Genomic DNA, 23,160 nt, shown 5'->3' on the forward strand with positions numbered 1-23,160 from the left:
GCCGATGGCCGACGCGGTAGGTGGCAAAGCGCTGCCAGACGCCGGGGCTGACCTCCTGTCCGGCATATTCGATCACCAGCTTGCCGGCCAGCGGTATGCCGTTGACCTTCATCCGGCTCAGTGTTGCCTCAAGCGCCGGCTGGTCCGCGATCAACTCGAGCCCGGCCGAGAGGTGGTCGAACTCGTTGCGGATGAAGACGGGAAAGGAGTTCGGGCGTGGCCGGCTTTCGCAACGCCATGCCGAGAAGCGGTTGATACCCGCCGCATTCAAGGCTTTCAGCAGATCATGGCGGCCAAGCACATGGGCGGGATGGTTGAGAATGCGGGCGCCGCCGTCTTCGAGCCGGTTGGCGACCCTGGCAGCGAGTGTGATCTCGAAGTTCGAAAGCCGCTCATGATCCGTAAAGACCCAGGTGCCGGAGCGCAGTTCCCTCTGCCGGAAGAGGCGCTCGTAGCTCCAGTGGCGTGCATTGCCCAACTGATGAACCAGGTGCCGAACGGTATAGGCGTGGCTGCGCGTGGTGACGAAATTAATCAAGCGCCGTCCGGCGAACCGCCGTCCTCCTGCAGCGCCAGAATTCTTTTCGAGGAGCGCGACCCGGTCTTCGAACTCGTGAGAACCGACGCATAGAGGGCAAGGTTCAGTGTGACCGCGCGATCCAGCGAGAAATCTCGTACGCGCCGGCGCCCTCTTGCAACGAGCATTTCGCGTGCGCGGCCGTCGGCAAGCATCTGAAGCGTTCGCTCGACAAGCTCTTCGCTTCGTCCTTCGGGCACGAGCGCCAATGCTTCCGGACGACCGGCCACGTCAGTTACGCCGCCGACGGCATAGGCAACCGTCGGCACGCCGGCTGCCATCGCTTCGAGCAGGACGCTGCCGAACGCTTCACGTCTTGAGGGCAGGATCATGAGGTCGGATATCTTGAGCGCCTTCTTGACCTCGGCCGGTGAGACAAATCCGGTGATGGTCCACCAACCCTGTCGCGAGATCGCGGCGAGCGCCGCTTCAAGCTTGCCTCGATCGGGGCCATCTCCGCAGATGAGAAGGAACACGCCTTTTTCGGACAGGCGCTCGACAAGAGCGGGCAAATCCTGCCAACCCTTTTCTGCACTGATACGGCCGATAAAACTGACGATTGGTCGCCTGTCCGGGATGCCGTGATCGCCGCGAAAGACCCGAAGCGCCTCTGGAGCGATCGGGCGCTGGAAAGCTTCAAGGTCGACGGCGTCGGGGATCACGTCGACGCGCGAGGCATGAAACCCCAACGCGCCCGCCGCGCTCCGGCCATATGACTCGGTCAGCGCAACCACCCGGGTTGCCGACTTCAAGGCCATCCGTTCGATCCAGCGAGTGACGTCATATGGTTTGCCCTCGAGCCGGAGCGCATCCCGAAACCCGGACCACAAAGGCGTGTTCATCGAAACGACAAGCGGTATCTTCAGTCTGCCGACAATGATGGCGATGATCCTGCACCAGATCGAATGGTTGAAATGGATGTGGACGACATCGTAGCGACCCCGGGCGCGAAGCAGCTCCGGTATCGCGCCCAGAAACCAGCTGAAGCAGAGCATTGGGCCGGCGAGGAACGCGGGCAGCCAGAAACCTGTGCATTTGACCCGCATCGCTGGGGATAGTTGCACGTGCCTCGGGCTGCCGGGAATATAACTGGTCAGGATCGTCTGGCTTGCGCCGGCCTTGTCCATGCCTTGCGCGATCGTCCATGTCTGGTTCTGCAATCCACCGACCGGATCGAACGCAACCGGCCAGTTGCCGGGTCGGTAGAAATGCGGCGTGATCCGCAAGATCCTGAGCATGCTGTTGCCCGTCATCCGTCGTTCCAGCCATGCACGCAGGGCAGTGAGCGCCATTCGACGTCGAATCGCGACGCCGTGACAATCGTCCAAGACGGAATTCGCAGCATCCCCCATGCGGGGGATATTGTTACGTCAAATCCCGCGGCGGCAGAAGAGAAAACGCGCGACCATTTCTGGTGGCAGTGCGCCGCCGCTGGCGGCGAGGATCGCAATCACGTCTTGAACCGTGTTGCGGAATGATGCACATCGCGCCYCAATGACCAAAACAACAGCAGCTGGCATTCATCCGCTCGATCATCTGGTGCTGCCKACGCAGARCCTCGATGTGGCKCGAGCCCGGCTCACYTCGCTTGGCTTCGTCGTTGCCCCGACCGGCATCCATCCCTTTGGAACGGAAAACTGCTGCGTTTTCCTCGCCGACGGCACTTATCTGGAGCCGCTCGCAATCGGTAATGAACAGGCAGCGATCAAGGCCAGCGCCGAGGGGAATGTCTTCGTCGCGCGCGACCGCCTCTATCGCGAAAGCCGCGGCGATGAGGGATTTTCCGCGGTCGTTCTCGGCACGGACAATGCCGACACCGATCATGCGCGCTATGTCGAGGCCGGCCTGTCGGCAGGAGACACGCTGAGCTTTTCGCGCGCTTTCACCGACACGGCGGGCAAAAGCGACCTGGCGTCGTTCAAACTGGCCTTCGCCTCGGCCGGCGGCGCAACTGATGCGTTCCTCTTCGCCTGCCAGCGGATCAACGCACCGAAAGTGGACCGTACGGCTTTGCAGACCCACGCCAATGGCGCCACGGGCATTGTGGAGGTGGTGGCGGTCAGCGACCAGCCTGCCGAACAGATCAGGCTGATCTCGGTGGCGGTGAACGATCCTGCCGCCGACGGCGAGGCGTTTCTCCTGCCGAATGCAACCTTGAGCGTGCTTGATCCCAAATCCTTCACCGCCCGCTTTGGCATTCCGGCCGGGTCATCGACGAAACTTCGCTTCGCGGCGATCGTCTTTGCCGTCCGAAGCATCGATGTCACATCACGGCTGCTTGCAGCCAATTCCATCCAGCACGATATAGCGGGCAATGACATTGTCGTGCAGCCGGCATCCGGACAGGGCGCGGCTTTCATCTTCCGGGAGATCCCATGAACAAGCCCCTGATGCCCAATTCGGCCGTAACTGTCGGCAATGTCGTGTTCGACAACAATGCGGCTTTGGCGCTGATCGCCGGCCCGTGCCAGTTCGAATCGCGCCAGCATGCCTTCGACATGGCCGGCGCGCTGAAGGAACTGACCGGCAAGCTCGGCATCGGCCTCGTCTACAAGACGAGCTACGACAAGGCCAATCGCACCTCGCTGTCGGCAACGCGCGGCGCCGGCATGGATGCGGCACTTCCGGTCTTCGACGAACTGCGCAAGGAATTTTCGCTTCCCATTCTGACCGACGTCCACACTGAAGAACAATGCGCGATCGTCGCGCCGCATGTCGATGTGCTGCAGATTCCGGCCTTCCTGTCGCGCCAGACCGATATGCTGGTTGCCGCCGCGAAAACGGGCAAGGTGATCAACGTGAAAAAAGGGCAGTTCCTCGCACCCTGGGACATGAAGAACGTGGTCGCCAAGATCACCGGGTCCGGCAACGCCAATGTCTTGACCACCGAGCGTGGCGCATCCTTCGGCTACAACACGCTGGTGTCGGACATGCGCGCGCTGCCTGTTATGGCGGAAATCGGCGCGCCGGTGATCTTCGACGCCACGCATTCGGTGCAGCAGCCGGGCGGGCAGGGCGGTTCCTCGGGTGGCGAGCGGCGCTTTGTCGAGACCTTGGCCCGCGCGGCTGTCGCTGTCGGTGTCGCCGGCGTGTTCATCGAGACCCATCAGGATCCGGACAATTCAACGTCTTCCGATGGCCCGAACATGCTGCCGCTGAAGGATATGCCGGCTCTGCTCGAGAGGCTGATGGCATTCGATCGCATTGCCAAGGGCCGCTAAAGCGCCCTGAGGAACGCTGCAAGCGCCTGCATGTCAGTTGTTCTGGCCTGACCGCTTCATGACCGCCTCACGTCGATCGCGAAGACCGCATAATAGTCGACGCCCGGCATCGGCGCGGTGACGGTCAGGATCCAGCGCACATTGCCATGCTGGCGCTCGTAAACCGGCGGGCCGTTCGCGGGCAGGGCATCGGCCGGGATTGCAAAGGCGAAGGGGATGCCCACGCTCGACTGCACGGAACCACGCGGCACGGCGAGCTTTCCTCGTATCTGAGCTCTTCCTTGTAGGTCGATTTGTCCCCCGCGGTCGTATTCACGGCCGGTCCGCCGACGCGGTAGGTTCTGATACATCGCAATTTGACGACATAGTCACCGGAAGGAGCCAGATCGCGGCTCGACCGCAGCCGGCCTTCGAAGCGTCCGCCGGGTTTTGCCGGCCCCGCCTCCAGCGTCGTTGCGCCGAACTTGCGCACGCGCAATGTGTCACGCATCGCCTTCAGCAATGCGTAGAGCCCGATGACGGCAAACACGACCGGGACGAAGACCAGTGGATTGAATTCGCGGTCGTTAACGTTGAAGTTGAGGGGCAGCTCGAAATACCAGGGGATCAGGACGGCGATCAGCACCATGGCGCCGGCAAAGAAGTAGCCGCTGGACGCATTCGCGGCATTGGCATCGACCACAGGTGCCGGCGGCTGCGCCGCTGCTGGCTGCTGACTGCGCCTTCGGGCCATTGCCGCCTCACAAAACGACCGGACGCTCTCTCAATGCCACGCTGGACGGCGGCATGACAATGGCCCCGGCGGGGCCGCGCTTGTGGAAGCCATAGACCGGCTGTACGCTTGGCCGGCAAATGAGCTTTTTGGCAGGAGGAAGCCATGTCCGTCGCCCGCGTCACCGAAATCACCTCGTCGTCGAAGAAGAGCTTTCAGGACGCCATCGAAAAGGGAATCATGCGCGCATCGAAGACCCTGAAGAACGTCGAAGGCGCCTGGATCCAGGATCAGAAGATCGTCGTCGAGGACGGCAAGATCGCGGCCTATCGCGTCAACATGAAGGTCACCTTCATCCTGGCGGAATGACCTTCTGCCATCGAAAAAGTCGGGAACTTTCGATCCCGCACCTCATTGTCAAAGCAGAGTTCAACGACAACGAGGAGCAGATCATGACAACTCAGACAGGTCACACCGAAGCCATTGCAGCTTCGCGCGTCATCGGTACGTCGGTCTACAACACCGAAGGCGATAGCATCGGCAGCATCGAGGACATCATGCTCGACAAGACGTCTAACGGCATCATGTTCGCGGTGATCGGCTTTGGCGGCTTTCTCGGCATCGGCGAGAAGTATCACGCCGTTCCATGGGCAAGTCTCGATTATGACGAGGACAAGGGCGGCTATGTCGTGCCCTTCTCGAAGGAGCAGCTGAAGGCAGCGCCTGCTTATTCGATCAACGAACTGGCCGGCGCGGACGGCGAGACCGCGCGTGACGCGTCCTATGAATATTACAAGGTCACGCCCTACTGGCACTGACGCGACTACAAAAAGAAGGGCCTCGTTTCGACGAGGCCCTTTTGATTCAAGGCAATGCTATTCGCTGATGTGCAAGGCCGGCAAAGGCGCGAAAGCCTTCGGTGGCGATTGCTGAGTATCGCACGACGTCAGGAACGCCGCCGCGATCAGGAACAAACTCACGATACCGCTCAACTCGGACATGGCGAAACTCCTCCTGTTTCGCCCMGCGCGGCAATAGCCATAACCCGGAACGCGTGTCCGAGTGGCATGACTTATGATGACAGAAATTTGCGCTTCGTGAATCGGGCCGCCGGCACTATTCGGCCATGGCCGGATTGCCTTTTGCGTCGCTTTGGCTAAGACGGGCGCGACCTTTCGTCAGATCAATCGGGGACATCGCAATGACCGCCATCATCGACATTGTCGGRCGTGAAATCCTGGAYAGCCGTGGMAAYCCGACCGTCGAGGTCGAYGTSGTGCTCGAAGACGGCTCGATGGGCCGCGCCGCGGTGCCGTCGGGCGCCTCGACCGGCGCCCACGAAGCCGTCGAGCTTCGCGACGGCGGCGCCCGCTATCTCGGCAAGGGCGTGCTCAAGGCCATCGAGGCGGTCAATGGCGAACTGTTCGAGGCGATCGGCGGCATGGAAGCCGAAAACCAGATCCATATCGACCAGACGATGATCGAACTCGACGGCACGCCCAACAAGAGCCGGCTCGGCGCCAACGCCATTCTCGGCGTTTCGCTGGCGGTGGCCAAGGCCGCGGCGGATGCCTCTGGCCTGCCGCTCTATCGTTATGTCGGCGGCACCAAGGCGCACATCCTGCCGGTGCCGATGATGAACATCATCAATGGCGGCGCCCATGCCGACAACCCGATCGACTTCCAGGAATTCATGATCCTGCCGGTCGGCGCGCCAACGCTGCGCGAAGCCGTGCGCTGGGGTTCGGAAATCTTCCACACGCTGCGCAAGAAGCTGAAGGATGCCGGCCACAACACCAATGTCGGCGACGAGGGCGGCTTTGCCCCGAACCTGAAGAGCGCACCGGTGGCGCTCGATTTCATCATGGAATCAATCGAAAAGGCCGGCTTCAAGCCGGGCGAGGAGATCGCGCTCGGCCTCGATTGCGCCGCGACCGAGTTCTTCAAGGACGGCAATTATGTCTATGAAGGCGAGAAGAAGACGCGTGATCCCAAGGCGCAGGCCAAGTACCTCGCCAAGCTCGCGGCCGACTATCCGATCATCTCGATCGAGGACGGCCTSRCCGAGGACGACTGGGAAGGCTGGAAGTACCTGACCGACCTGATCGGCAAGAAGACSCAGCTGGTTGGCGACGACCTGTTCGTCACCAACACGGCGCGGCTGCGCGACGGCATCCGCATGGGCGTTGCCAATTCGATCCTGGTCAAGGTCAACCAGATCGGCTCGCTGACCGAAACGCTCGACGCCGTCGAGACCGCGCACAAGGCCGGCTACACCGCCGTCATGTCGCACCGTTCGGGCGAAACCGAGGATTCGACCATCGCCGATCTCGCCGTCGCCACCAATTGCGGGCAGATCAAGACCGGTTCGCTGTCGCGCTCCGACCGCATGGCCAAGTACAACCAGCTGATCCGCATCGAGGAAGAACTCGGCAAGCAGGCACGCTACGCCGGCAAGTCGGCGATCAAGGGCTGATCCGAAATACCTACTCGGACATTGTGCGAAGGGCGGGATCATTCCCGCCCTTTTTCATTTCGCGGGTCGCGAGGGCCAGTCTCCGTAACCGTCCGTTAAGCACAATGAGGTGAAAAAGGGTCCGGGTCGTTTGAGTTTGCGGCCATGGGGAATCGGTCATGTGGACGCGTCAGCACAAGCAGAGAAACACCGGGCGGCTGATCATYCCSTCGCTYTGCGTCCTGTTCCTGGCCTATTTCGGCTTTCACGCCTATCACGGCGARTTCGGCATCAATTCGAAATATCAGCTGGAAGCCCAGACGGTTGCGCTGCAGGCCCAGCTCGATGCCGTCAAGGCGCGCCGGATGGAGCTCGAACGGCGCGTCCGGCTCATGCATGACGGTACGCTGGAGAAGGACATGCTCGACGAGCAGGCGCGCAGGGCGCTCAATCTGTCCCAGGCTGATGAAATCACAATCATGTTGCCGGCTTCTGCGAAATAACTGACTTTCAGTTAATCGCCAATATTTTCAATGATTTTAATCGCTTAGGCGCATGCCAGCTATGCAAATTCGTCATGGCGCAACGCTCTGACGCGTGTTAGCCTTGCATAAATCGGTGGGGAGAGCTGATCTTCCCAGGGCAGATTTCATTCTGCCCTAATGTCCGCAAAGAGACGCAACAGGGAGTGATGCATGGCCACCGCAGCCAGAAAAGCGCCTGCCAAATCGAAATCCGACGGCAAATCAGGGCTTTCCGCGCCCAAGCCTACTGAATTCACCAAGGACGAAGAGCTTGCCGCCTACCGGCATATGCTGCTTATCCGTCGCTTCGAGGAAAAGGCCGGCCAGCTCTACGGCATGGGCTTTATCGGCGGCTTCTGCCATCTCTATATCGGCCAGGAAGCAGTCGTCACCGGCATGAAGATGGCGCTGATCGACGGCGACCAGATGATAACAGCCTATCGCGACCATGGTCATATGCTGGCGATGGAGCTTTCTCCGCGCGGCGTGATGGCCGAACTGACCGGACGCCGCGGCGGCCTGTCGAGGGGCAAGGGCGGCTCCATGCACATGTTCTCCAAGGAGAAGCATTTTTACGGCGGCCACGGCATTGTCGGCGCGCAGGTGTCGCTCGGCACGGGCTTGGCCTTCGCCAACCGCTACCGTGACAACAACAATGTCTCGCTGACCTATTTCGGCGATGGCGCCGCCAACCAGGGCCAGGTCTATGAAAGCTTCAACATGGCCTCGCTATGGAAGCTGCCGGTGATCTACATCATCGAGAACAACCGCTACGCCATGGGCACCTCGGTATCGCGCTCGTCGGCGGAAACCAATTTTTCGCATCGCGGCGCCTCGTTCAAGATTCCCGGCATYCAGGTCGACGGCATGGATGTGCGYGCGGTCAARGCSGCYGSCGATCWKGCSACCGAATGGTGCCGCGCSGGCAAYGGRCCGATCATYCTCGARATGCAGACCTATCGCTATCGCGGYCACTCGATGTCCGACCCGGCGAAATACCGCTCGAAGGAAGAAGTGCAGAAGATGCGCTCCGACCATGACCCGATCGAACAGGTCAAGGCGCGGTTGACGCAGAAGAAGTGGGCGACCGAGGACGAACTGAAGACCATCGACAAGGAGGTGCGCGACATCGTCGCCGATGCCGCCGAGTTTGCCCAGAACGATGCAGAGCCGGATCCGTCCGAGCTCTGGACCGATATCGTATTGTAAGGGAGGGCGAGGAACATGCCGATCGAAATTCTCATGCCCGCTCTCTCGCCGACCATGGAAGAGGGCAATCTTTCCAAGTGGTTGAAGAACGAAGGCGACAAGGTCGTCGCCGGCGATGTTCTCGCCGAGATCGAAACCGACAAGGCGACGATGGAAGTCGAAGCCGTCGATGAAGGCACGATTGGCAAGATCGTGGTKCCKGCCGGYACCGAAGGCGTCAAGGTCAACGCGGTGATCGCCATCTTGCTGCAGGAAGGCGAAAGTGCCGCCGATGCCGGCAAGGCTGCGGCGCCCGCGAAGGCAGAAGCGTCGGCAAAGGCGGAAGCCCCGGCCGCGGCTGAAGACGCCACTCCGGCGGCTAAGCCGGCTCCTGTCGCAGCTGCTCCGAAAACGGAAATCGCCGCCGATCCGGACATTCCGGCTGGCACCGAGATGGTCTCGACCACGGTGCGCGAAGCGCTGCGCGATGCCATGGCCGAGGAAATGCGCCGCGACGGCGATGTCTTCGTCATGGGCGAGGAGGTCGCCGAATATCAGGGCGCCTACAAGATCACGCAGGGCCTGTTGCAGGAATTCGGACCTCGGCGTGTCGTCGACACGCCGATCACCGAGCACGGYTTTGCCGGTGTCGGCGTCGGTGCGGCGATGGCCGGGCTGAAGCCGATCGTCGAATTCATGACCTTTAACTTCGCCATGCAGGCGATCGACCAGATCATCAATTCGGCCGCCAAGACGCTCTATATGTCCGGCGGCCAGATGGGCGCACCGATCGTGTTCCGTGGACCGAACGGGGCTGCGGCCCGCGTCGCCGCCCAGCACTCGCAGTGCTATGCCGCCTGGTACAGCCACATTCCGGGCCTGAAAGTCGTGATGCCTTACACGGCCGCCGACGCCAAGGGCCTGCTCAAGGCAGCGATCCGCGATCCGAACCCGGTCATCTTCCTCGAGAACGAAATCCTCTACGGCCAGTCCTTCGACGTGCCGAAGCTGGATGATTTCGTGCTGCCGATCGGCAAGGCGCGCATCCACAAGGCGGGCAAGGACGTCACCATCGTTTCGTTCGGCATCGGCATGACCTACGCGGTCAAGGCTGAGGCGGAATTGCGCGGCATGGGCATCGACGCCGAGATCATCGACCTCAGGACCATCCGCCCGCTCGACCTCGACACCATCATCGCTTCGGTCAAGAAGACCAACCGGCTGGTCGTGGTCGAAGAAGGCTATCCGCAGAGCTCGGTCGGCGACCATATCGCCAACCAGGTCTCGCAGCGCGCTTTCGATTTCCTCGACGCGCCGGTGATCACCATTGCCGGCAAGGACGTGCCGATGCCTTATGCGGCCAACCTCGAAAAGCTGGCATTGCCGAATGTCGGCGAGGTCATCGAGGCGGTCAAAGCCGTCGCGTATCGAGGCTAACGAGATGGCGCGCGAACTCGAAGTTCCCGCAGCGGTAGCCGAGAGTAGCGAATTTGATGAAGTACTCCGCGTCTGGATTGGTTCGGACGCGGTTGTCACGATGCAAGACCTCTTTGGATCAAATGCTCACAACTGGGGCATGGTGCTCGCCGATGTCGGGATGCACATAGCCTGGATGAGACTGGAACAAGATGGCATCCCTGAAATCGAGACGCTTCAGGCATTGGAAGACGGCTATCGCGGCAGAATGTCGGATCAGTTCAATATCCAGCACCGTTCGCTGACAGGACGGAACTGAGGAGGAAAAATGCCAATCAACATTACCATGCCGGCGCTCTCGCCCACGATGGAAGAGGGCAATCTTTCCAAGTGGTTGGTCAAGGAAGGCGACAAGGTTTCGCCGGGCGATGTCATCGCCGAAATCGAGACCGACAAGGCGACGATGGAGGTCGAGGCCGTCGATGAAGGCACGGTGGCGAAGCTCGTCGTTCCCGCCGGCACCGAAGGCGTCAAGGTCAATGCCCTGATCGCCGTGCTTGCCGCCGAGGGTGAGGATGCGGGTGCTGCGGCGAAGAGCGGCGGCGACGCCGCGCCGGCAAAAGCCGAGGCTCCGAAGGCTGAAGCTCCCAAGGCTGAGGCGCCAAAGGCCGAGGCACCGAAGCCTGTTGCTGCGGCCGCACCCAAGGCCGAGGCGGCTCCGGCCGCCAATGGTCATGCGGCTGGCGAGCGCACTTTCGCCTCACCACTGGCCCGCCGTATCGCCAAGGACGCCGGCGTCGATGTKTCYGCCGTGACCGGCACCGGCCCGCAYGGCCGTGTMGTSAAGGCCGATGTCGAKGCMGCGATYGCCGGCGGCGGCGCCAAGGCAGCACCCGCGGCCAAGGCTCCTGCCAGTGCGCCGGCTGCTGCTGCCGCTCCCGCCGTGAAGGCGATGTCGGATGATCAGGTGCTGAAGCTGTTCGAGCAAGGCTCCTACGACCTCGTCCCGCACGACAATATGCGCAAGACCATCGCGCGGCGCCTCGTCGAGGCCAAGACCACCATCCCGCATTTCTACCTGACGCTCGAYTGYGAGCTCGAYGCGCTKCTSGCGCTGCGCACGCAGMTCAATGCSGCWGCCCCGGTGAAGAAGACCGAKAAGGGCGARGCTCCGGCTTACAAGCTGTCGGTCAACGACATGGTCATCAAGGCGATGGCGTTGGCCCTGAAGGCGGTGCCGGATGCCAATGCCTCCTGGACCGAGAGCGCCATGGTCAAGCACAAGCACGCCGATGTCGGCGTTGCCGTGTCGATCCCCGGCGGTCTGATCACGCCGATCATTCGGCATGCGGACGAAAAGACGCTGTCGACCATCTCCAACGAGATGAAGGATCTGGCCAGCCGCGCCCGCAGCCGCAAGCTGAAGCCCGAAGAATACCAGGGCGGCACCACGGCGGTGTCGAACCTCGGCATGTTCGGCATCAAGGACTTTGCCGCCGTCATCAACCCGCCGCATGCGACCATCCTGGCGGTCGGTGCGGGTGAAGAGCGGGCTGTGGTCAAGAATGGCGAGATCAAGATCGCAACGGTTATGTCGGTGACGCTGTCGACCGATCATCGTGCCGTCGACGGCGCACTGGGTGCCGAGCTGCTGGTCGCCTTCAAGCGGCTGATCGAGAACCCGATGGGCATGTTGGTCTAGGAAAGGAAAAGGCTGTGCGGACATTCTTCACCAGCCTTTTTGCTTTCATCCTTTCCGGCTTTGCCGGCGGCCTGGTCGCGCAGTGGCTGGCTGTCGCCACCGACGATCAGGGGGCATACATCGTCGCCTTTGCAGTCTCGATGCTGGTGACGTTCGTCGTCACCTTTGTCTTCTTCATCGCTCAGTTGATGAATGATCCCGTCACCGCAGTGGCCAAAACTGGCAAATGGACGCTGATCGTGTTTGCGGTGCTGCTTGTCCTGCTGGTCGCGTTGACGCTCTATAGCGACAGCAGTGCGGCCGTCGTCAAGAAAGACATGCCATTCATTGCAGGCCTTGGCTTGCCCGGGCTGGTGACCATCATCGTGCAGTGGCTTTTCGTGCGCTGRCGGGTGAAGCGCGGCTTAGCCGCCACAAAGGCAGGTTGAGCGCATGAAGACGGTGCTTTGTTACGGCGACTCGCTGACCTGGGGACACAACCCTGACACTTTGGGTCGACATGAACATGAAGACCAGTGGCCAACCGCACTGGCGACAGCGCTCGGACCGGGATTCCACGTCATTGCCGAGGGACTGGGCGGTCGCACCACGGCCTATGACGACTTCCTGTCGGGCGCGGACCGAAATGGCGCGCGGATATTGCCGACGATCCTGAGCACGCACTCGCCGMTCGACCTGATCGTCATCATGCTYGGCTCSAACGACATGAAGCCGTSGATCCACGGCAGCGCGGTCATAGCGTCCTATGGCATGCGGCGCCTCGTTGAGATCGTCCGGGGGCACGCCTATCCATTCGGCAGTGTCGCCCCCGAGATTATTCTGGTTGCGCCGCCGCATATCGTGGAAACCCGCAAGGCGGACTATGCCGAAATGTTGGGAACGGGCTCAATCGAGTCGCCCAGGCTCGCCGGCTTTTATCAAACCGCCGCCAACGAGATGGGCTGCGGCTTTTTTGATGCCGCGAGCGTCGCCAGATGCACACCGCTCGACGGCGTSCATCTCGAYGCYGAAAACACGCGCAACATCGGCAAGGCGTTAGCGCCTGTCGTGCGCGGCATGCTGGAACTGTGAATAAGGAGAAAATCCGTGGCTGAGAACTACGACGTCATCATCATCGGCTCCGGCCCCGGCGGCTATGTTACGGCGGTGCGTTCCGCCCAGCTCGGCTTCAAGACGGCGATCATCGAGCGCGAGCATCTCGGCGGCATCTGCCTCAACTGGGGCTGCATACCGACCAAGGCGCTGCTGCGCTCGGCCGAGATCATGCATTATTCGGATCATTTGAAGGACTATGGCCTGAAGCTCGACGGCAAGGTCAGCGTCGACACGGCGGCCGTGGTCGACCGTTCGCGAAAAGTTTCGCTGCGGTTGAATGGTGGCGTTGCCTTCCTGATGAAGAAGAACAAGGTCGACGTCATCTGGGGCGAGGCAAAACTCTCGAAGCCCGGCGAGATTGTCGTCTCCAAGACAGCCAAGAAGCCGATGGAACCGCAGCCACCAGTGCCGAAGGGCGTCAAGGGCGAGGGCACCTACACCGCCAAGCACATCATCCTGGCGACTGGTGCCCGGCCCCGCGCGCTGCCTGGCATCGAGCCGGACGGCAAGCTCATCTGGACCTATTTCGAGGCCATGGTTCCGCCGGAAATGCCGAAGTCGCTGCTGGTGATGGGGTCCGGCGCCATCGGCATCGAATTCGCTTCCTTCTACCGCACCATGGGCGCKGASGTGACGGTSGTCGARCTRTTGCCGGCGGTGATGCCGGTCGAGGATGCCGARGTCTCGAAATTCGCGCARAAGCAGTTCGAGAAGCAAGGCATGAAGATCATYCTCGAAGCCAAGGTGACCAAGGTCGAGAAGGGTGCCAACTCGGTCACCGCGCATGTCGAGATGAAGGAYGGCAAGGTCGAGAAGATCACTGCCGACCGCATGATYTCSGCCGTCGGTGTGCARGGCAACATCGAGGGCCTCGGGCTKGAAACRCTCGGCGTGAAGACCGAGCGYGGCTGCRTCGTCGTCGACGGTTACGGCAAGACSAAYGTRSCCGGCATCTACGCCATCGGCGAYGTCGCSGGCCCRCCRATGCTYGCCCACAAGGCCGAGCATGAGGGCGTGGTGTGCATCGAAAAGATCGCCAGCTTTCCCGGCGTGCACGCCATCGACAAGCTCAAGATCCCCGGCTGCACCTATTGCAACCCGCAGGTCGCCTCAGTCGGCCTGACGGAGGCCAAGGCMAAGGCCGAGGGCAAGGAYATCCGYGTCGGCCGCTTCCAGTTCGCCGCCAACGGCAAGGCGATCGCGCTTGGCGAGGACCAGGGCTTCATCAAGACCATCTTCGACAAGAAGACCGGTCAGCTGCTCGGCGCCCATATGGTCGGTGCCGAGGTGACCGAACTGATCCAGGGTTTTGTCGTGGCGATGAACCTCGAAACGACCGAGGAAGAGCTGATGCACACCATCTTCCCGCATCCGACCCTGTCGGAGATGATGAAGGAAAGCGTGCTCGACGCCTATGGCCGCGCCTTGAACGCATGATAGATTTGCCGCAAGAGACTCAGCCGCGAAAGCCCTGGGAACTCAACGGCAGCGGTGTTCGTTTCCGGATGCATTTTTACGTGCGCAAGGAGAAGACATATGCACTTGAACGGCGTGGGCTGGATCGCAGCCATCATTATCGGCGGCCTGGCAGGCTGGTTCGCCGAAATGTTCATGAAGAGCAACACCGGCATATTCATGAACATTATCATGGGTATCGTCGGTGCAGTCGTGTTGAACGCCATCCTGCAGGCGCTCAATTTCGGTCCATTCGGCGTCGGCTGGATTGCTTATCTGATCACCGGCTTCATCGGTGCCTGCCTGCTGATCTTTGTCGGTCGCCTGGTGCGCCGCTAGTCGATATCGTTGCCGGCTATGCGAAAACGGTTGTAGCGGCATGCGCCGCTGCAGCCTTTTTCTTTGTGCCGAAAAGTCCTAGATGACGTAAAAGTGACGATCGCCGGCAGGCGGTCGCAAGAAAAGCCAAGGTTCAGATGGTCACTGTCCTCGACACAATCGCCAACGCGCCGCGGCTGCGGCACCCCGAGAAGGCGCACAAGCCTGACCAGGAGGTGTTGCGCAAGCCGGACTGGATTCGCGTCAAGGCGCCGGTCTCGAAGGGCTATGCCGAGACACGCGAGATCGTGAAATCGCACAAGCTGGTGACCGTTTGTGAAGAGGCTGGCTGCCCCAACATAGGCGAGTGCTGGGAGAAGAAGCACGCCACCTTCATGATCATGGGTGAGATTTGCACCCGCGCCTGCGCCTTCTGCAATGTCGCCACCGGCATTCCGACCGCGCTCGATGCCGATGAGCCGGCCCGTGTCGCGCATGCCGTCAAGCAGATGGGCCTCAGCCACGTCGTCATCACCTCGGTCGACCGTGACGATCTCGCCGATGGCGGTGCACAGCACTTCGCCGAAGTCATCCGGGCGATCCGCGCGGCAACGCCTTTGACGACAATCGAAATCCTGACGCCCGATTTCCTGCGCAAGGACGGAGCGCTGGAGATCGTCGTGGCGGCCAAGCCCGACGTCTTCAACCACAATCTCGAAACCGTGCCGTCGAACTATCTGACGGTGCGGCCGGGCGCCCGCTATTTCCACTCGATCCGGCTGTTGCAGCGGGTCAAGGAACTCGATCCGTCGATCTTCACCAAATCCGGCATCATGGTCGGCCTGGGCGAGGAGCGGAACGAGATCCTGCAACTGATGGACGATCTGCGCTCGGCCAATGTCGACTTCATGACCATCGGCCAATATCTGCAGCCGTCGAAGAAGCACCATCCGGTGATCCGCTTCGTCACACCGGAGGAATTCAAGTCCTTCGAGACGATCGGCCGGACCAAGGGTTTCCTGCTGGTGGCATCAAGCCCGCTCACACGCTCATCGCACCATGCCGGCGACGATTTCGCCCGGCTGCGCGCGGCGCGGGAAGCGCAGCTCCAGAAGTCGCTCTAGCCGATTTTATGCCCAAATTCGAAGCCACCCGCCGCGTTGCCCACACGCCGCAGCAGATGTTTGCGCTGGTTGCCGATGTCGAGGCCTATCCACAATTCCTGCCGCTTTGCGAAGCGCTGACGGTGCGCTCGCGCAAGGAGCGTGACGGACGCACCGTTCTCCTGGCCGACATGAGCATCGGCTACAAGGCCATCCGCGAGACCTTCACCACGCAGGTGCTGCTGAAGCCCGACGAGAACGCCATCGACGTCAAGTACATCGATGGCCCGTTCAAATATCTGAGCAATGTCTGGCGTTTCGAGCCCGACGGCGCCGGCTGCGCCGTCCGCTTCTTCATCGACTATGAGTTCAAGAGCCGCATCCTGGGCGCGCTGATGGGCACCATGTTCGACCGTGCCTTCCGCATGTTCGCCGAGGCTTTCGAAAAGCGCGCCGACGTCATCTATGGTGTCGCACCGCAGGCTTAGAGCATTTCACCGTTTCACGGAAACGGCGAACTGCTCTAACTCTTTGTTTTGACGCAATTCCCAAGGGAAAGCGCTATGCGCTTTTCCCGGGAAAACAGCTTCACACTTTTCCTGGAATTGCTCTAATTCTGGCTGAGCGCTTGCAGGCCCAACTTCAGCGCGTGTCTCACAGTCTCGTGGCGGATGAATTCGCGGCCCTTGTGGCCGAACAGCTGGCGCTCGGCGGCAACCGGCTGGCCGGCCAGGGCAAGGCCGAACCAGACGAGACCGATCGGCTTGTCGGCCGARCCGCCGCYTGGRCCGGCAATGCCGGTAACGGCMAGAGAAAGGCTYGCGCGYGAATGCGCCAGCGCGCCGRCCGCCATCTCCAGCACCGTTTCGCGCGACACAGCTCCATGCGCGTCGAGCGTTTCGGCGGAAACGCCGAGCATCTCCATCTTGGCTTCGTTGGAATAGGTGATGAAGCCGCGGTCTACCACGGCGGAGGAGCCGGCAATGTCGGTGAGCGCGGCGATGATCAGGCCGCCGGTGCAGCTTTCCGCCGTCGCCAGCATGATGCCACGTTGCTGGCAGGCCAGCAGCAGGGCGTTTGCGAGTTCGGCGTTGCTCATTCCGGCACCTCGCCCGGAAACACCACGCTGGCCGTAGCGATCGCCGCAATGCCTTCCTCGCGGCCGATGAAACCGAGCTTCTCGTTGGTTGTCGCCTTGATCGAGATGCGGTCGGCGGAAATGCCTAGCATCTGCGACAGGGCTGATGTCATTGCCTCGCGGTGTGGGCCGACGCGCGGCGCCTCGCAGATCAGCGTGATGTCGGCATTGGCAATGCGGCCGCCGCGCCCGCGCACCACCTTTGCCGCATGCTCGACGAAGATCCGCGACGCAGCACCCTTCCACTGCGGATCGGACGGCGGAAAATGCGTGCCGATGTCGCCGGCGCCGCAGGTCGCCAGCAGCGCGTCGGTCAAAGCGTGCAGGCCGACATCGGCATCGGAATGGCCCGACAGTTTCCTGTCATGCGGAATGACGACGCCACACAGGGTGACATGATCGCCAGGCTCGAAGGCGTGGACGTCGTAGCCGTTGCCGGTGCGGATGTCGGGGAAGAGTGTGCGTTCGCTGGAAAGCCGCTGGTGCGCCATGGCGATGTCCCGTGCCCAGGTGAGTTTGACGTTGTCCGGCGAGCCGGGAACCAACTTGACTGGAATATGCGCCCATTCGGCGATGGCCGCGTCGTCGGTGAAATCCAGCCTGCCCAGCTGATGGGCCTTGTCATGCGCGGCAAGGATCGGCCCGTAGGGGAAACCTTGCGGCGTTTGCGCCGCATGCAGCCCGCTGCGGGAAACGGTTTCCGCGACCACGCCTGACGCCGACTCGCGCTTCAGCGTGTCGGCGACGGGCAGGGCAGGCAACGCCCCCTCGTTCTCGCCGATGGCGGCGATGGTGCGGTCGATCAACTCCGCGTCGACGAACGGGCGGACAGCATCGTGAATCAGAACCTGACCCGGCGCGTGGTCTTTCAGCGCCAGCAAGCCGAGCCGGACGGACTCCTGCCTGGTCGGCCCGCCAATGACGGCGATGACACGCTGGGCCTGGGTGCCAGCTGCTTGCCGAAACAGTTCATGGTCATCGGCATGGATGGCGACAACGATCTGGCCGGTGCGCGGATGGGCAAGAAACATCTCCAGCGTATGCGCAATGACGGCGCGGCCGCCGATGTGTTGGTACTGCTTGGGTCCGTTGGCCTGCCCGGCACGAGCGCCGCGGCCGGCGGCGACGATCACCACCGCAACCCCGCCCGTCGCGCTCGCGTTTTCACTTCCGTCAGTCATGGCGATTGGCTTAGCGCACGATCCCCAAAAGTGTAATTGGTTTTCCGAAAAGATCGTGCGTCAAATATGAATTCCAAAGCGTCTTGAAAGGACGCGCCAGGCCCTGGTCGGGGTAAAAGCCTAAGGCCGGCATTTTCCCAATTGCGCCTTAATGTGGCGTCATTCCGCGTTGCACATTGCGGCCGATATGGCTAGAGAATGTGCAACGAATGGACGTGCTTGGTTTTTGTGCATGGTTAACTCAGCCAAATTGGCCGCGCCTCTCGACGTCGGCGGCGTGGAAATCCGCAATCGCGTGTTCCTCGCGCCGATGTCGGGTATCACCGACGAGCCTTTCCGCAAGCGCGCCCATGCGCATGGCGCCGGCCTTGTCGTGTCCGAAATGGTGGCAAGCGGCGAACTCGCCAAGGGCAGGGCCGGCTTCGACCTGCGCATACGTCATTCCGGCCTGCCCGTCCATATGGTGCAGCTAGCCGGCCGCGAGGCGGCACATATGGCTGAAGGCGCGCGCATCGCCGCCGGCGAGGGCGCCGACATTATCGACATCAACATGGGCTGCCCGGCCAAGAAGGTCACCGGTGGTTATGCCGGCTCGGCATTGATGCTGGATCTCGACCATGCGCTGTCGCTGATCGAGGCGGTGGTTGGCGCGGTCAAGGTGCCGGTGACGGTCAAGATGCGGCTCGGCTGGGACGAAGGCGCACTCAATGCGCCAATCCTCGCACGCCGTGCCGAGCAGGCGGGCGTCAGCATGGTGACGGTACACGGCCGCACGCGCTGCCAGTTCTATCAGGGCAAGGCCGACTGGCGCGCCATCGCCCGCGTCAAGGAAGCCGTTTCCATCCCGGTCGTTGCCAATGGCGATGTCTGCAATCCCGCCGAGGCAGCCGCCATTCTCGACCAATCCGGCGCCGATGCGGTGATGGTCGGCCGCGCCCATTATGGCGCGCCCTGGATCGCCGGTGGCATCGCAGCCGCGGCCGCAGGCGAAACGGCGGCCAAGATGCCGCAGAATCCCGCGGCACTGGCCGACTATGTCGTCGCCCACTACGAAGACATGCTGGCGCTTTATGGCGTCGAGAGCGGCTTGCGCCAGGCGCGCAAGCATCTGGGCTGGTATCTCGATCGCCATGGCGTTGGCGCTGCCGACGACGACCGAAAAGCCATCCTGACCGCGTTCGAGCCGGCCCGCGTCATTGCCCTGCTGCGAAATGTATTCTCGCGCGATCCGCAACCCCTGAACCTGCGGAGTGCGGCATGAACGCCAACGTCTCCCGTGGCACCGATATGGCAGAGGCCGCCCATATCGTGCTCAACACCATCCGCCGTCCGGTGATCATGGTCGATACGGACGGATTCATCACCTACGCCAATGCCGATGCCGAGGACTTCTTCCGCTCGAGCGCGAATATGCTCGCCCGCAACACGCTGTCGAAACTCATTCCTTTCGGCAGCCCGCTGCTGACGCTTGTCGACCAGGTGCGCGAGCGCCGGGCTCCGGTCAACGAGTATCGGGTCGATGTGTCGTCGCCACGCCTCGGCATCGAGAAGGTCGTCGATCTCTATGTCGCGCCGGTGCCGGAATTCCCGGGCTCCGTCGTGGTCATGTTCCAGGAGCGGTCGATGGCCGACAAGATTGACCGGCAGATGACGCATCGCGGTGCCGCGCGCTCGGTGACCGGCCTGGCGGCGATGCTCGCCCATGAAATCAAGAATCCGCTCTCCGGCATTCGCGGCGCCGCGCAGCTGCTCGAACTGTCCGCTTCCGACGAGGACCGTGCGCTGACCCGGCTGATCACCGACGAAACGGACCGCATCGTGTCGCTGGTCGATCGCATGGAGGTGTTTTCCGACGAGCGACCGATCGATCGCTATCCCGTCAATATCCATGTCGTGCTTGACCATGTGAAGGCGATCGCCAAGAACGGTTTTGCGAAGAAAGTCAGGATATTGGAGGACTATGATCCTTCATTGCCTCCGGTGTTCGCCAATCGCGACCAGCTGATCCAGGTGTTCCTCAACCTGGTCAAGAACGCCGCCGAGGCGATCGGCAGCGATCCGCATGGCGAGATCGTGCTATCGACCGCCTTCCGGCCGGGCATTCGCGTTTCGGTGCCAGGAACGCAGGACCGCGTATCGCTGCCGCTGGAGTTCTGCGTGCGCGACAATGGCTCCGGCGTCTCCGAGGATATCCTGCCGATCCTGTTCGATCCCTTCATCACCACCAAGCCGAACGGCTCGGGGCTGGGGCTGGCGCTCGTCGCCAAGATCGTCGGCGAGCATGGCGGCATCATCGAATGCGAATCGACCCCGCGCGGAACCACCTTCCGCATCCTGATGCCGGCCTGGAAGGAAACGCCGTTCGGCGCTGAAGAAGACGGTGAAGGAGACCGCAAATGACGGTTCGCGGCAATATTCTCGTCGCCGACGACGATGCGGCGATCCGCACGGTGCTCAATCAGGCGCTCTCGCGCGTCGGCCATGAGGTGCGCGTCACCTCCAATGCCTCGACCCTTTGGCGCTGGGTGGCAGCGGGCGAGGGCGACCTCGTCATCACCGACGTGGTGATGCCCGACGAAAACGCCTTCGACATGCTGCCGCGCATCAAGAAGGCGCGGCCGGAACTGCCGGTCATCGTTATGAGCGCCCAGAACACGTTCATGACGGCGATCCGTGCATCCGAGACCGGCGCCTATGAATATCTGCCGAAGCCGTTCGACCTGACCGAGCTCCTCAACATCGTCAACCGGGCGCTGTCTGAGCCGCGCCGGCCGAAGATCGATGCGCGGCCGGAAGAACAGCCCGATGCGATGCCGCTGGTCGGCCGCTCGGCGGCCATGCAGGACATCTACCGCATGCTGGCGCGTATGATGCAGACCGACCTGACGGTGATGATCTCGGGCGAATCCGGCACCGGCAAGGAACTGGTGGCGCGCGCGCTGCATGAATATGGCCGTCGTCGCGGCGGCCCGTTCGTCGCCATCAACATGGCGGCAATCCCGCGCGATCTGATCGAATCAGAGCTGTTCGGCCACGAGAAGGGCGCTTTCACCGGTGCCCAGAACCGCTCCACCGGCCGTTTCGARCAGGCTGAGGGCGGCACGCTGTTCCTCGACGAGATCGGCGAYATGCCGATGGAGGCGCAGACGCGSCTGCTGCGTGTSCTGCAGCAGGGCGAATACACGACGGTCGGCGGMCGCACGCCGATCAAGACSGACGTGCGCATYGTCGCSGCCACCAACAAGGAYCTGCGMACGCTGATCAACCAGGGGCTGTTYCGCGAGGATCTGTTCTATCGCCTCAACGTCGTGCCACTGAGATTGCCGGCATTGCGCGAGCGTTCCGAGGACGTGCCCGATCTCGTGCGCCACTTCTTCAAGCTTGGCGAGATGGAAGGGCTGCAGACCAAGCGCATCTCATCCGGCGGCATCGAGCTGATGAAGCGCTACCCGTGGCCGGGCAATGTGCGCGAACTGGAAAATCTCGTTCGCCGGCTCGCAGCGCTTTATTCGCAGGACGAGATTTCCGCCGAGATCATCGAGGCGGAGCTCAAGACCGGCGAGCGCCCCGTGGTCCCCGGCGGCGGCAACCTCATTCCCGACGACCTCTCCATCGGCCAGGCGGTCGAGCATTTCCTGCAGCGCTATTTCGCCTCGTTTGCCGGCGAACTGCCCCCCGCCGGGCTCTACCAGCGCATTCTGTCCGAAGTCGAATATCCGCTGGTCCTGGCCTCGATGACGGCAACCCGCGGCAACCAGATCAAGGCCGCGGAACTGCTGGGGTTGAACCGCAACACGCTGCGCAAGAAGATTCGCGAGCTGGGCGTCAATGTCTACAAATCATCGCGGCCGGGCTGAGCGCCGATCCGACGTCGACTTTTTTTCACGAGACTGAGCGTCTTTTCAGGGGACTGAGTGGCGAAAGATTTCCGCCATTGTCACACTTGTTGCATAATCGCCACAATGCGTTGCATAGATCGGACGCAATCATTGGCTCCCAGACGGCGACATGGCTCCGCAGGCACCTGTACTCAACCAACCGCTTTTCAGCGAACCCGGCGCACGCGACGGACGCCGCCTGCTGGCGCTGCCCGGCGTGGTGGCGGTCGTCGGCGCGCTGGTCATGGCGGCCATTTCATTCACCATCCTGGTGGGCGCGACGCCGATCGCGCCTGACGCCAGGACGACCTGGGCGCTGATCGCGCTCAACGCCGCCTTCGTGCTTTTCCTCAGCGCGCTGGTCGGACGCGAGGTGCATCGCATCGTCATGGCGCGCCGGCATGGCAAGGCGGCCTCGCGGCTGCATGTGCGCATCGTCGCCATGTTCGCGCTGGTTGCCGCCATCCCCGCCATCATGGTGGCGATCATCGCCTCGATCACGCTCGATATCGGCCTCGATCGCTGGTTCGAGATCCGTACCAAGACGATCGTCAACTCCTCGCTGTCGATCGCCGATGCCTATGTCCAGGAAAACGCCCGCAATCTGCAGGGCACGACGCTGTCGATGGCCTATGATCTCGATGCGTCGCGCACGCTCTACGGCCTTGATCGCACAGGCTTTCTCGACCTCATGAACAAGGAGGCGGTGGGCCGGTCTCTGGCCCATGCGGCGCTGATCAAGCCCGACGGCTCGTTCGTCATGAGCGCGCAGACCGATGCTGATTTCTCCATGCCGGAACCGCCGGAAGGCTCGGTCAGCAGCGCCACCGACGGCAAACCGGTGCTGATCGAGCCGCGCACCCGCAACATYATGGGCGCCATCGTCAAGYTGCGYGAGATYGARGGSCTCTAYCTCTACACCATYCGCCTYGTYGATCCCGARGTSATCAAGGCGCGGCAGATCGTCMRGTCCAACACCGMCGAATACCGCRRCCTSGAAGAMAAYMGSCGSACGTCGCAGGTGGCSTTYGCGCTKCCSTATCTGTCSCTGACSCTGATCATCATCCTGTCSGCSATCTGGACCGGCATTGCSGTCGCCGACCGTCTCGTACGGCCGATCCGCCAGCTCATCGGTGCTGCCGACGAGGTGGCGACCGGCAATCTCGACGTCGCGGTTCCCGTCAGGCCTTCCGACGG

Annotated in this window: 25 protein-coding genes and 1 pseudogene; 20 read left to right on the forward strand and 6 right to left on the reverse strand. The window is 62.1% G+C overall.

What is annotated here, in order from left to right; translation table 11 throughout:
- A pseudogene (locus tag AC1DX0_RS11945) lies at nt 1-538 on the reverse strand (hypothetical protein); the annotation flags it as partial.
- Nucleotides 535-1,869, reverse strand: a complete 1,335-nt coding sequence (locus AC1DX0_RS11950) for a glycosyltransferase family 4 protein (protein WP_477220643.1) — start codon at nt 1,867-1,869, stop codon at nt 535-537. The pseudogene AC1DX0_RS11945 and the gene AC1DX0_RS11950, both read right to left, overlap by 4 nt.
- 202 nt (nt 1,870-2,071) lie before the next feature.
- Here AC1DX0_RS11950 and AC1DX0_RS11955 point away from each other — a divergent pair, with 202 nt between their 5' ends.
- Both AC1DX0_RS11955 and kdsA read left to right on the forward strand, forming a co-directional pair.
- The gene (locus AC1DX0_RS11955) at nt 2,072-2,956 is read left to right on the forward strand and encodes a VOC family protein (protein WP_477355449.1); all 885 of its coding nucleotides are present in this window, start codon (nt 2,072-2,074) and stop codon (nt 2,954-2,956) included.
- On the forward strand, nt 2,953-3,798 hold the full coding sequence (gene kdsA, locus AC1DX0_RS11960) for a 3-deoxy-8-phosphooctulonate synthase (RefSeq protein WP_477220641.1): 846 nt from the start codon (nt 2,953-2,955) through the stop codon (nt 3,796-3,798). The genes AC1DX0_RS11955 and kdsA overlap by 4 nt, the downstream gene beginning before the upstream one ends.
- Before the next feature lie 124 nt (nt 3,799-3,922).
- Here kdsA and AC1DX0_RS11965 read toward each other — a convergent pair whose 3' ends face one another.
- On the reverse strand, nt 3,923-4,480 hold the full coding sequence (locus AC1DX0_RS11965) for a hypothetical protein (RefSeq protein ID WP_477220640.1): 558 nt from the start codon (nt 4,478-4,480) through the stop codon (nt 3,923-3,925).
- A gap of 195 nt (nt 4,481-4,675) precedes the next feature.
- On the opposite strand from AC1DX0_RS11965, the gene AC1DX0_RS11970 reads away from it, so the two are divergent.
- Together AC1DX0_RS11970 and AC1DX0_RS11975 are read left to right on the forward strand one after the other, a co-directional pair.
- A complete protein-coding gene (locus AC1DX0_RS11970) occupies nt 4,676-4,879 on the forward strand; it encodes a dodecin family protein (protein ID WP_195174839.1) in 204 nt (67 codons plus the stop codon).
- A gap of 83 nt (nt 4,880-4,962) precedes the next feature.
- A complete protein-coding gene (locus AC1DX0_RS11975; RefSeq protein WP_477220639.1) occupies nt 4,963-5,328 on the forward strand; it encodes a PRC-barrel domain-containing protein in 366 nt (121 codons plus the stop codon).
- Nucleotides 5,329-5,385: 57 nt separating this feature from the next.
- Here the strand turns inward: AC1DX0_RS11975 and AC1DX0_RS11980 are convergent, their stop codons facing one another.
- Nucleotides 5,386-5,511, reverse strand: coding sequence for a hypothetical protein (locus AC1DX0_RS11980; RefSeq protein WP_477220638.1), 126 nt, complete (start codon nt 5,509-5,511; stop codon nt 5,386-5,388).
- A 200-nt stretch (nt 5,512-5,711) separates the two neighbouring features.
- Here AC1DX0_RS11980 and eno point away from each other — a divergent pair, with 200 nt between their 5' ends.
- The 12 genes from eno to AC1DX0_RS12040 all read left to right on the forward strand — a co-directional run bounded on the left by eno (nt 5,712) and on the right by AC1DX0_RS12040 (nt 16,254).
- Entirely contained in the window at nt 5,712-6,986 is a 1,275-nt protein-coding gene (gene eno / locus AC1DX0_RS11985; protein ID WP_477355452.1) for a phosphopyruvate hydratase, read from the forward strand.
- A gap of 158 nt (nt 6,987-7,144) precedes the next feature.
- Entirely contained in the window at nt 7,145-7,468 is a 324-nt protein-coding gene (locus AC1DX0_RS11990; RefSeq protein ID WP_477220636.1) for an FtsB family cell division protein, read from the forward strand.
- 192 nt (nt 7,469-7,660) lie between these two features.
- On the forward strand, nt 7,661-8,698 hold the full coding sequence (pdhA, locus tag AC1DX0_RS11995; RefSeq protein WP_477355455.1) for a pyruvate dehydrogenase (acetyl-transferring) E1 component subunit alpha: 1,038 nt from the start codon (nt 7,661-7,663) through the stop codon (nt 8,696-8,698).
- Between the two features lie 15 nt (nt 8,699-8,713).
- Nucleotides 8,714-10,114 (forward strand): pyruvate dehydrogenase complex E1 component subunit beta, encoded by a 1,401-nt coding sequence (locus tag AC1DX0_RS12000; RefSeq protein ID WP_477220634.1) that lies wholly within the window; start codon nt 8,714-8,716, stop codon nt 10,112-10,114.
- Nucleotides 10,115-10,118: 4 nt separating this feature from the next.
- Nucleotides 10,119-10,412: a DUF5076 domain-containing protein gene (locus AC1DX0_RS12005; protein ID WP_477220633.1), complete on the forward strand. Its 294-nt coding sequence runs from the start codon at nt 10,119-10,121 to the stop codon at nt 10,410-10,412.
- A gap of 9 nt (nt 10,413-10,421) precedes the next feature.
- Nucleotides 10,422-11,795 carry a pyruvate dehydrogenase complex dihydrolipoamide acetyltransferase gene (locus AC1DX0_RS12010; protein WP_477355458.1) on the forward strand — a complete coding sequence of 458 codons (1,374 nt, stop codon included), beginning with the start codon at nt 10,422-10,424 and terminating at the stop codon, nt 11,793-11,795.
- Between the two features lie 14 nt (nt 11,796-11,809).
- Nucleotides 11,810-12,223, forward strand: coding sequence for a hypothetical protein (locus AC1DX0_RS12015; RefSeq protein ID WP_477355461.1), 414 nt, complete (start codon nt 11,810-11,812; stop codon nt 12,221-12,223).
- Between the two features lie 4 nt (nt 12,224-12,227).
- Nucleotides 12,228-12,866 (forward strand): SGNH/GDSL hydrolase family protein, encoded by a 639-nt coding sequence (locus AC1DX0_RS12020; RefSeq protein WP_477355464.1) that lies wholly within the window; start codon nt 12,228-12,230, stop codon nt 12,864-12,866.
- A gap of 15 nt (nt 12,867-12,881) precedes the next feature.
- Complete coding sequence (lpdA, locus tag AC1DX0_RS12025; RefSeq protein ID WP_477355467.1) at nt 12,882-14,327, forward strand: dihydrolipoyl dehydrogenase; 1,446 nt, start codon at nt 12,882-12,884, stop codon at nt 14,325-14,327.
- Between the two features lie 99 nt (nt 14,328-14,426).
- Nucleotides 14,427-14,684 carry a GlsB/YeaQ/YmgE family stress response membrane protein gene (locus tag AC1DX0_RS12030; protein WP_477220628.1) on the forward strand — a complete coding sequence of 86 codons (258 nt, stop codon included), beginning with the start codon at nt 14,427-14,429 and terminating at the stop codon, nt 14,682-14,684.
- Between the two features lie 137 nt (nt 14,685-14,821).
- Nucleotides 14,822-15,787 carry a lipoyl synthase gene (lipA, locus tag AC1DX0_RS12035; RefSeq protein ID WP_477220627.1) on the forward strand — a complete coding sequence of 322 codons (966 nt, stop codon included), beginning with the start codon at nt 14,822-14,824 and terminating at the stop codon, nt 15,785-15,787.
- An 8-nt stretch (nt 15,788-15,795) separates the two neighbouring features.
- The gene (locus AC1DX0_RS12040; protein WP_475450858.1) at nt 15,796-16,254 is read left to right on the forward strand and encodes a type II toxin-antitoxin system RatA family toxin; all 459 of its coding nucleotides are present in this window, start codon (nt 15,796-15,798) and stop codon (nt 16,252-16,254) included.
- 122 nt (nt 16,255-16,376) lie between these two features.
- Here the strand turns inward: AC1DX0_RS12040 and AC1DX0_RS12045 are convergent, their stop codons facing one another.
- Both AC1DX0_RS12045 and AC1DX0_RS12050 read right to left on the reverse strand, forming a co-directional pair.
- Complete coding sequence (locus AC1DX0_RS12045; RefSeq protein ID WP_477355469.1) at nt 16,377-16,865, reverse strand: CinA family protein; 489 nt, start codon at nt 16,863-16,865, stop codon at nt 16,377-16,379.
- Nucleotides 16,862-18,085: a bifunctional 2-C-methyl-D-erythritol 4-phosphate cytidylyltransferase/2-C-methyl-D-erythritol 2,4-cyclodiphosphate synthase gene (locus tag AC1DX0_RS12050; protein ID WP_477220625.1), complete on the reverse strand. Its 1,224-nt coding sequence runs from the start codon at nt 18,083-18,085 to the stop codon at nt 16,862-16,864. Before AC1DX0_RS12050 ends, AC1DX0_RS12045 begins: the two co-directional genes overlap by 4 nt.
- A gap of 232 nt (nt 18,086-18,317) precedes the next feature.
- Here AC1DX0_RS12050 and dusB point away from each other — a divergent pair, with 232 nt between their 5' ends.
- The 4 genes from dusB to AC1DX0_RS12070 form a co-directional block, all read left to right on the forward strand.
- Nucleotides 18,318-19,346 (forward strand): tRNA dihydrouridine synthase DusB, encoded by a 1,029-nt coding sequence (dusB, locus tag AC1DX0_RS12055; protein WP_477220624.1) that lies wholly within the window; start codon nt 18,318-18,320, stop codon nt 19,344-19,346.
- Entirely contained in the window at nt 19,343-20,485 is a 1,143-nt protein-coding gene (locus tag AC1DX0_RS12060) for a two-component system sensor histidine kinase NtrB (protein ID WP_477220623.1), read from the forward strand. The genes dusB and AC1DX0_RS12060 overlap by 4 nt, the downstream gene beginning before the upstream one ends.
- Entirely contained in the window at nt 20,482-21,942 is a 1,461-nt protein-coding gene (ntrC, locus tag AC1DX0_RS12065) for a nitrogen regulation protein NR(I) (protein ID WP_027045043.1), read from the forward strand. Before AC1DX0_RS12060 ends, ntrC begins: the two co-directional genes overlap by 4 nt.
- 151 nt (nt 21,943-22,093) lie before the next feature.
- A partial coding sequence (locus tag AC1DX0_RS12070; RefSeq protein ID WP_477355472.1) for a HAMP domain-containing protein occupies nt 22,094-23,160 on the forward strand: 1,067 nt, incomplete at its 3' end.

The organism is Mesorhizobium sp. P3_A9 (assembly GCF_056402975.1).

Excerpts from the sequence above, each read along its gene's own strand:
- AC1DX0_RS12040 (WP_475450858.1), top strand. The coding sequence starts at position 15,796 with ATGCCCAAATTCGAAGCCACCCGCCGCGTTGCCCACACGCCGCAGCAG.
- AC1DX0_RS11980 (WP_477220638.1), bottom strand. The coding sequence starts at position 5,511 with ATGTCCGAGTTGAGCGGTATCGTGAGTTTGTTCCTGATCGCGGCGGCG.
- AC1DX0_RS12060 (WP_477220623.1), top strand. The coding sequence starts at position 19,343 with ATGAACGCCAACGTCTCCCGTGGCACCGATATGGCAGAGGCCGCCCAT.
- AC1DX0_RS12050 (WP_477220625.1), bottom strand. The coding sequence starts at position 18,085 with ATGACTGACGGAAGTGAAAACGCGAGCGCGACGGGCGGGGTTGCGGTG.
- AC1DX0_RS11975 (WP_477220639.1), top strand. The coding sequence starts at position 4,963 with ATGACAACTCAGACAGGTCACACCGAAGCCATTGCAGCTTCGCGCGTC.
- dusB (WP_477220624.1), top strand. The coding sequence starts at position 18,318 with ATGGTTAACTCAGCCAAATTGGCCGCGCCTCTCGACGTCGGCGGCGTG.
- AC1DX0_RS12030 (WP_477220628.1), top strand. The coding sequence starts at position 14,427 with ATGCACTTGAACGGCGTGGGCTGGATCGCAGCCATCATTATCGGCGGC.
- AC1DX0_RS11970 (WP_195174839.1), top strand. The coding sequence starts at position 4,676 with ATGTCCGTCGCCCGCGTCACCGAAATCACCTCGTCGTCGAAGAAGAGC.
- AC1DX0_RS12005 (WP_477220633.1), top strand. The coding sequence starts at position 10,119 with ATGGCGCGCGAACTCGAAGTTCCCGCAGCGGTAGCCGAGAGTAGCGAA.
- kdsA (WP_477220641.1), top strand. The coding sequence starts at position 2,953 with ATGAACAAGCCCCTGATGCCCAATTCGGCCGTAACTGTCGGCAATGTC.
- lipA (WP_477220627.1), top strand. The coding sequence starts at position 14,822 with ATGGTCACTGTCCTCGACACAATCGCCAACGCGCCGCGGCTGCGGCAC.
- AC1DX0_RS11950 (WP_477220643.1), bottom strand. The coding sequence starts at position 1,869 with ATGGCGCTCACTGCCCTGCGTGCATGGCTGGAACGACGGATGACGGGC.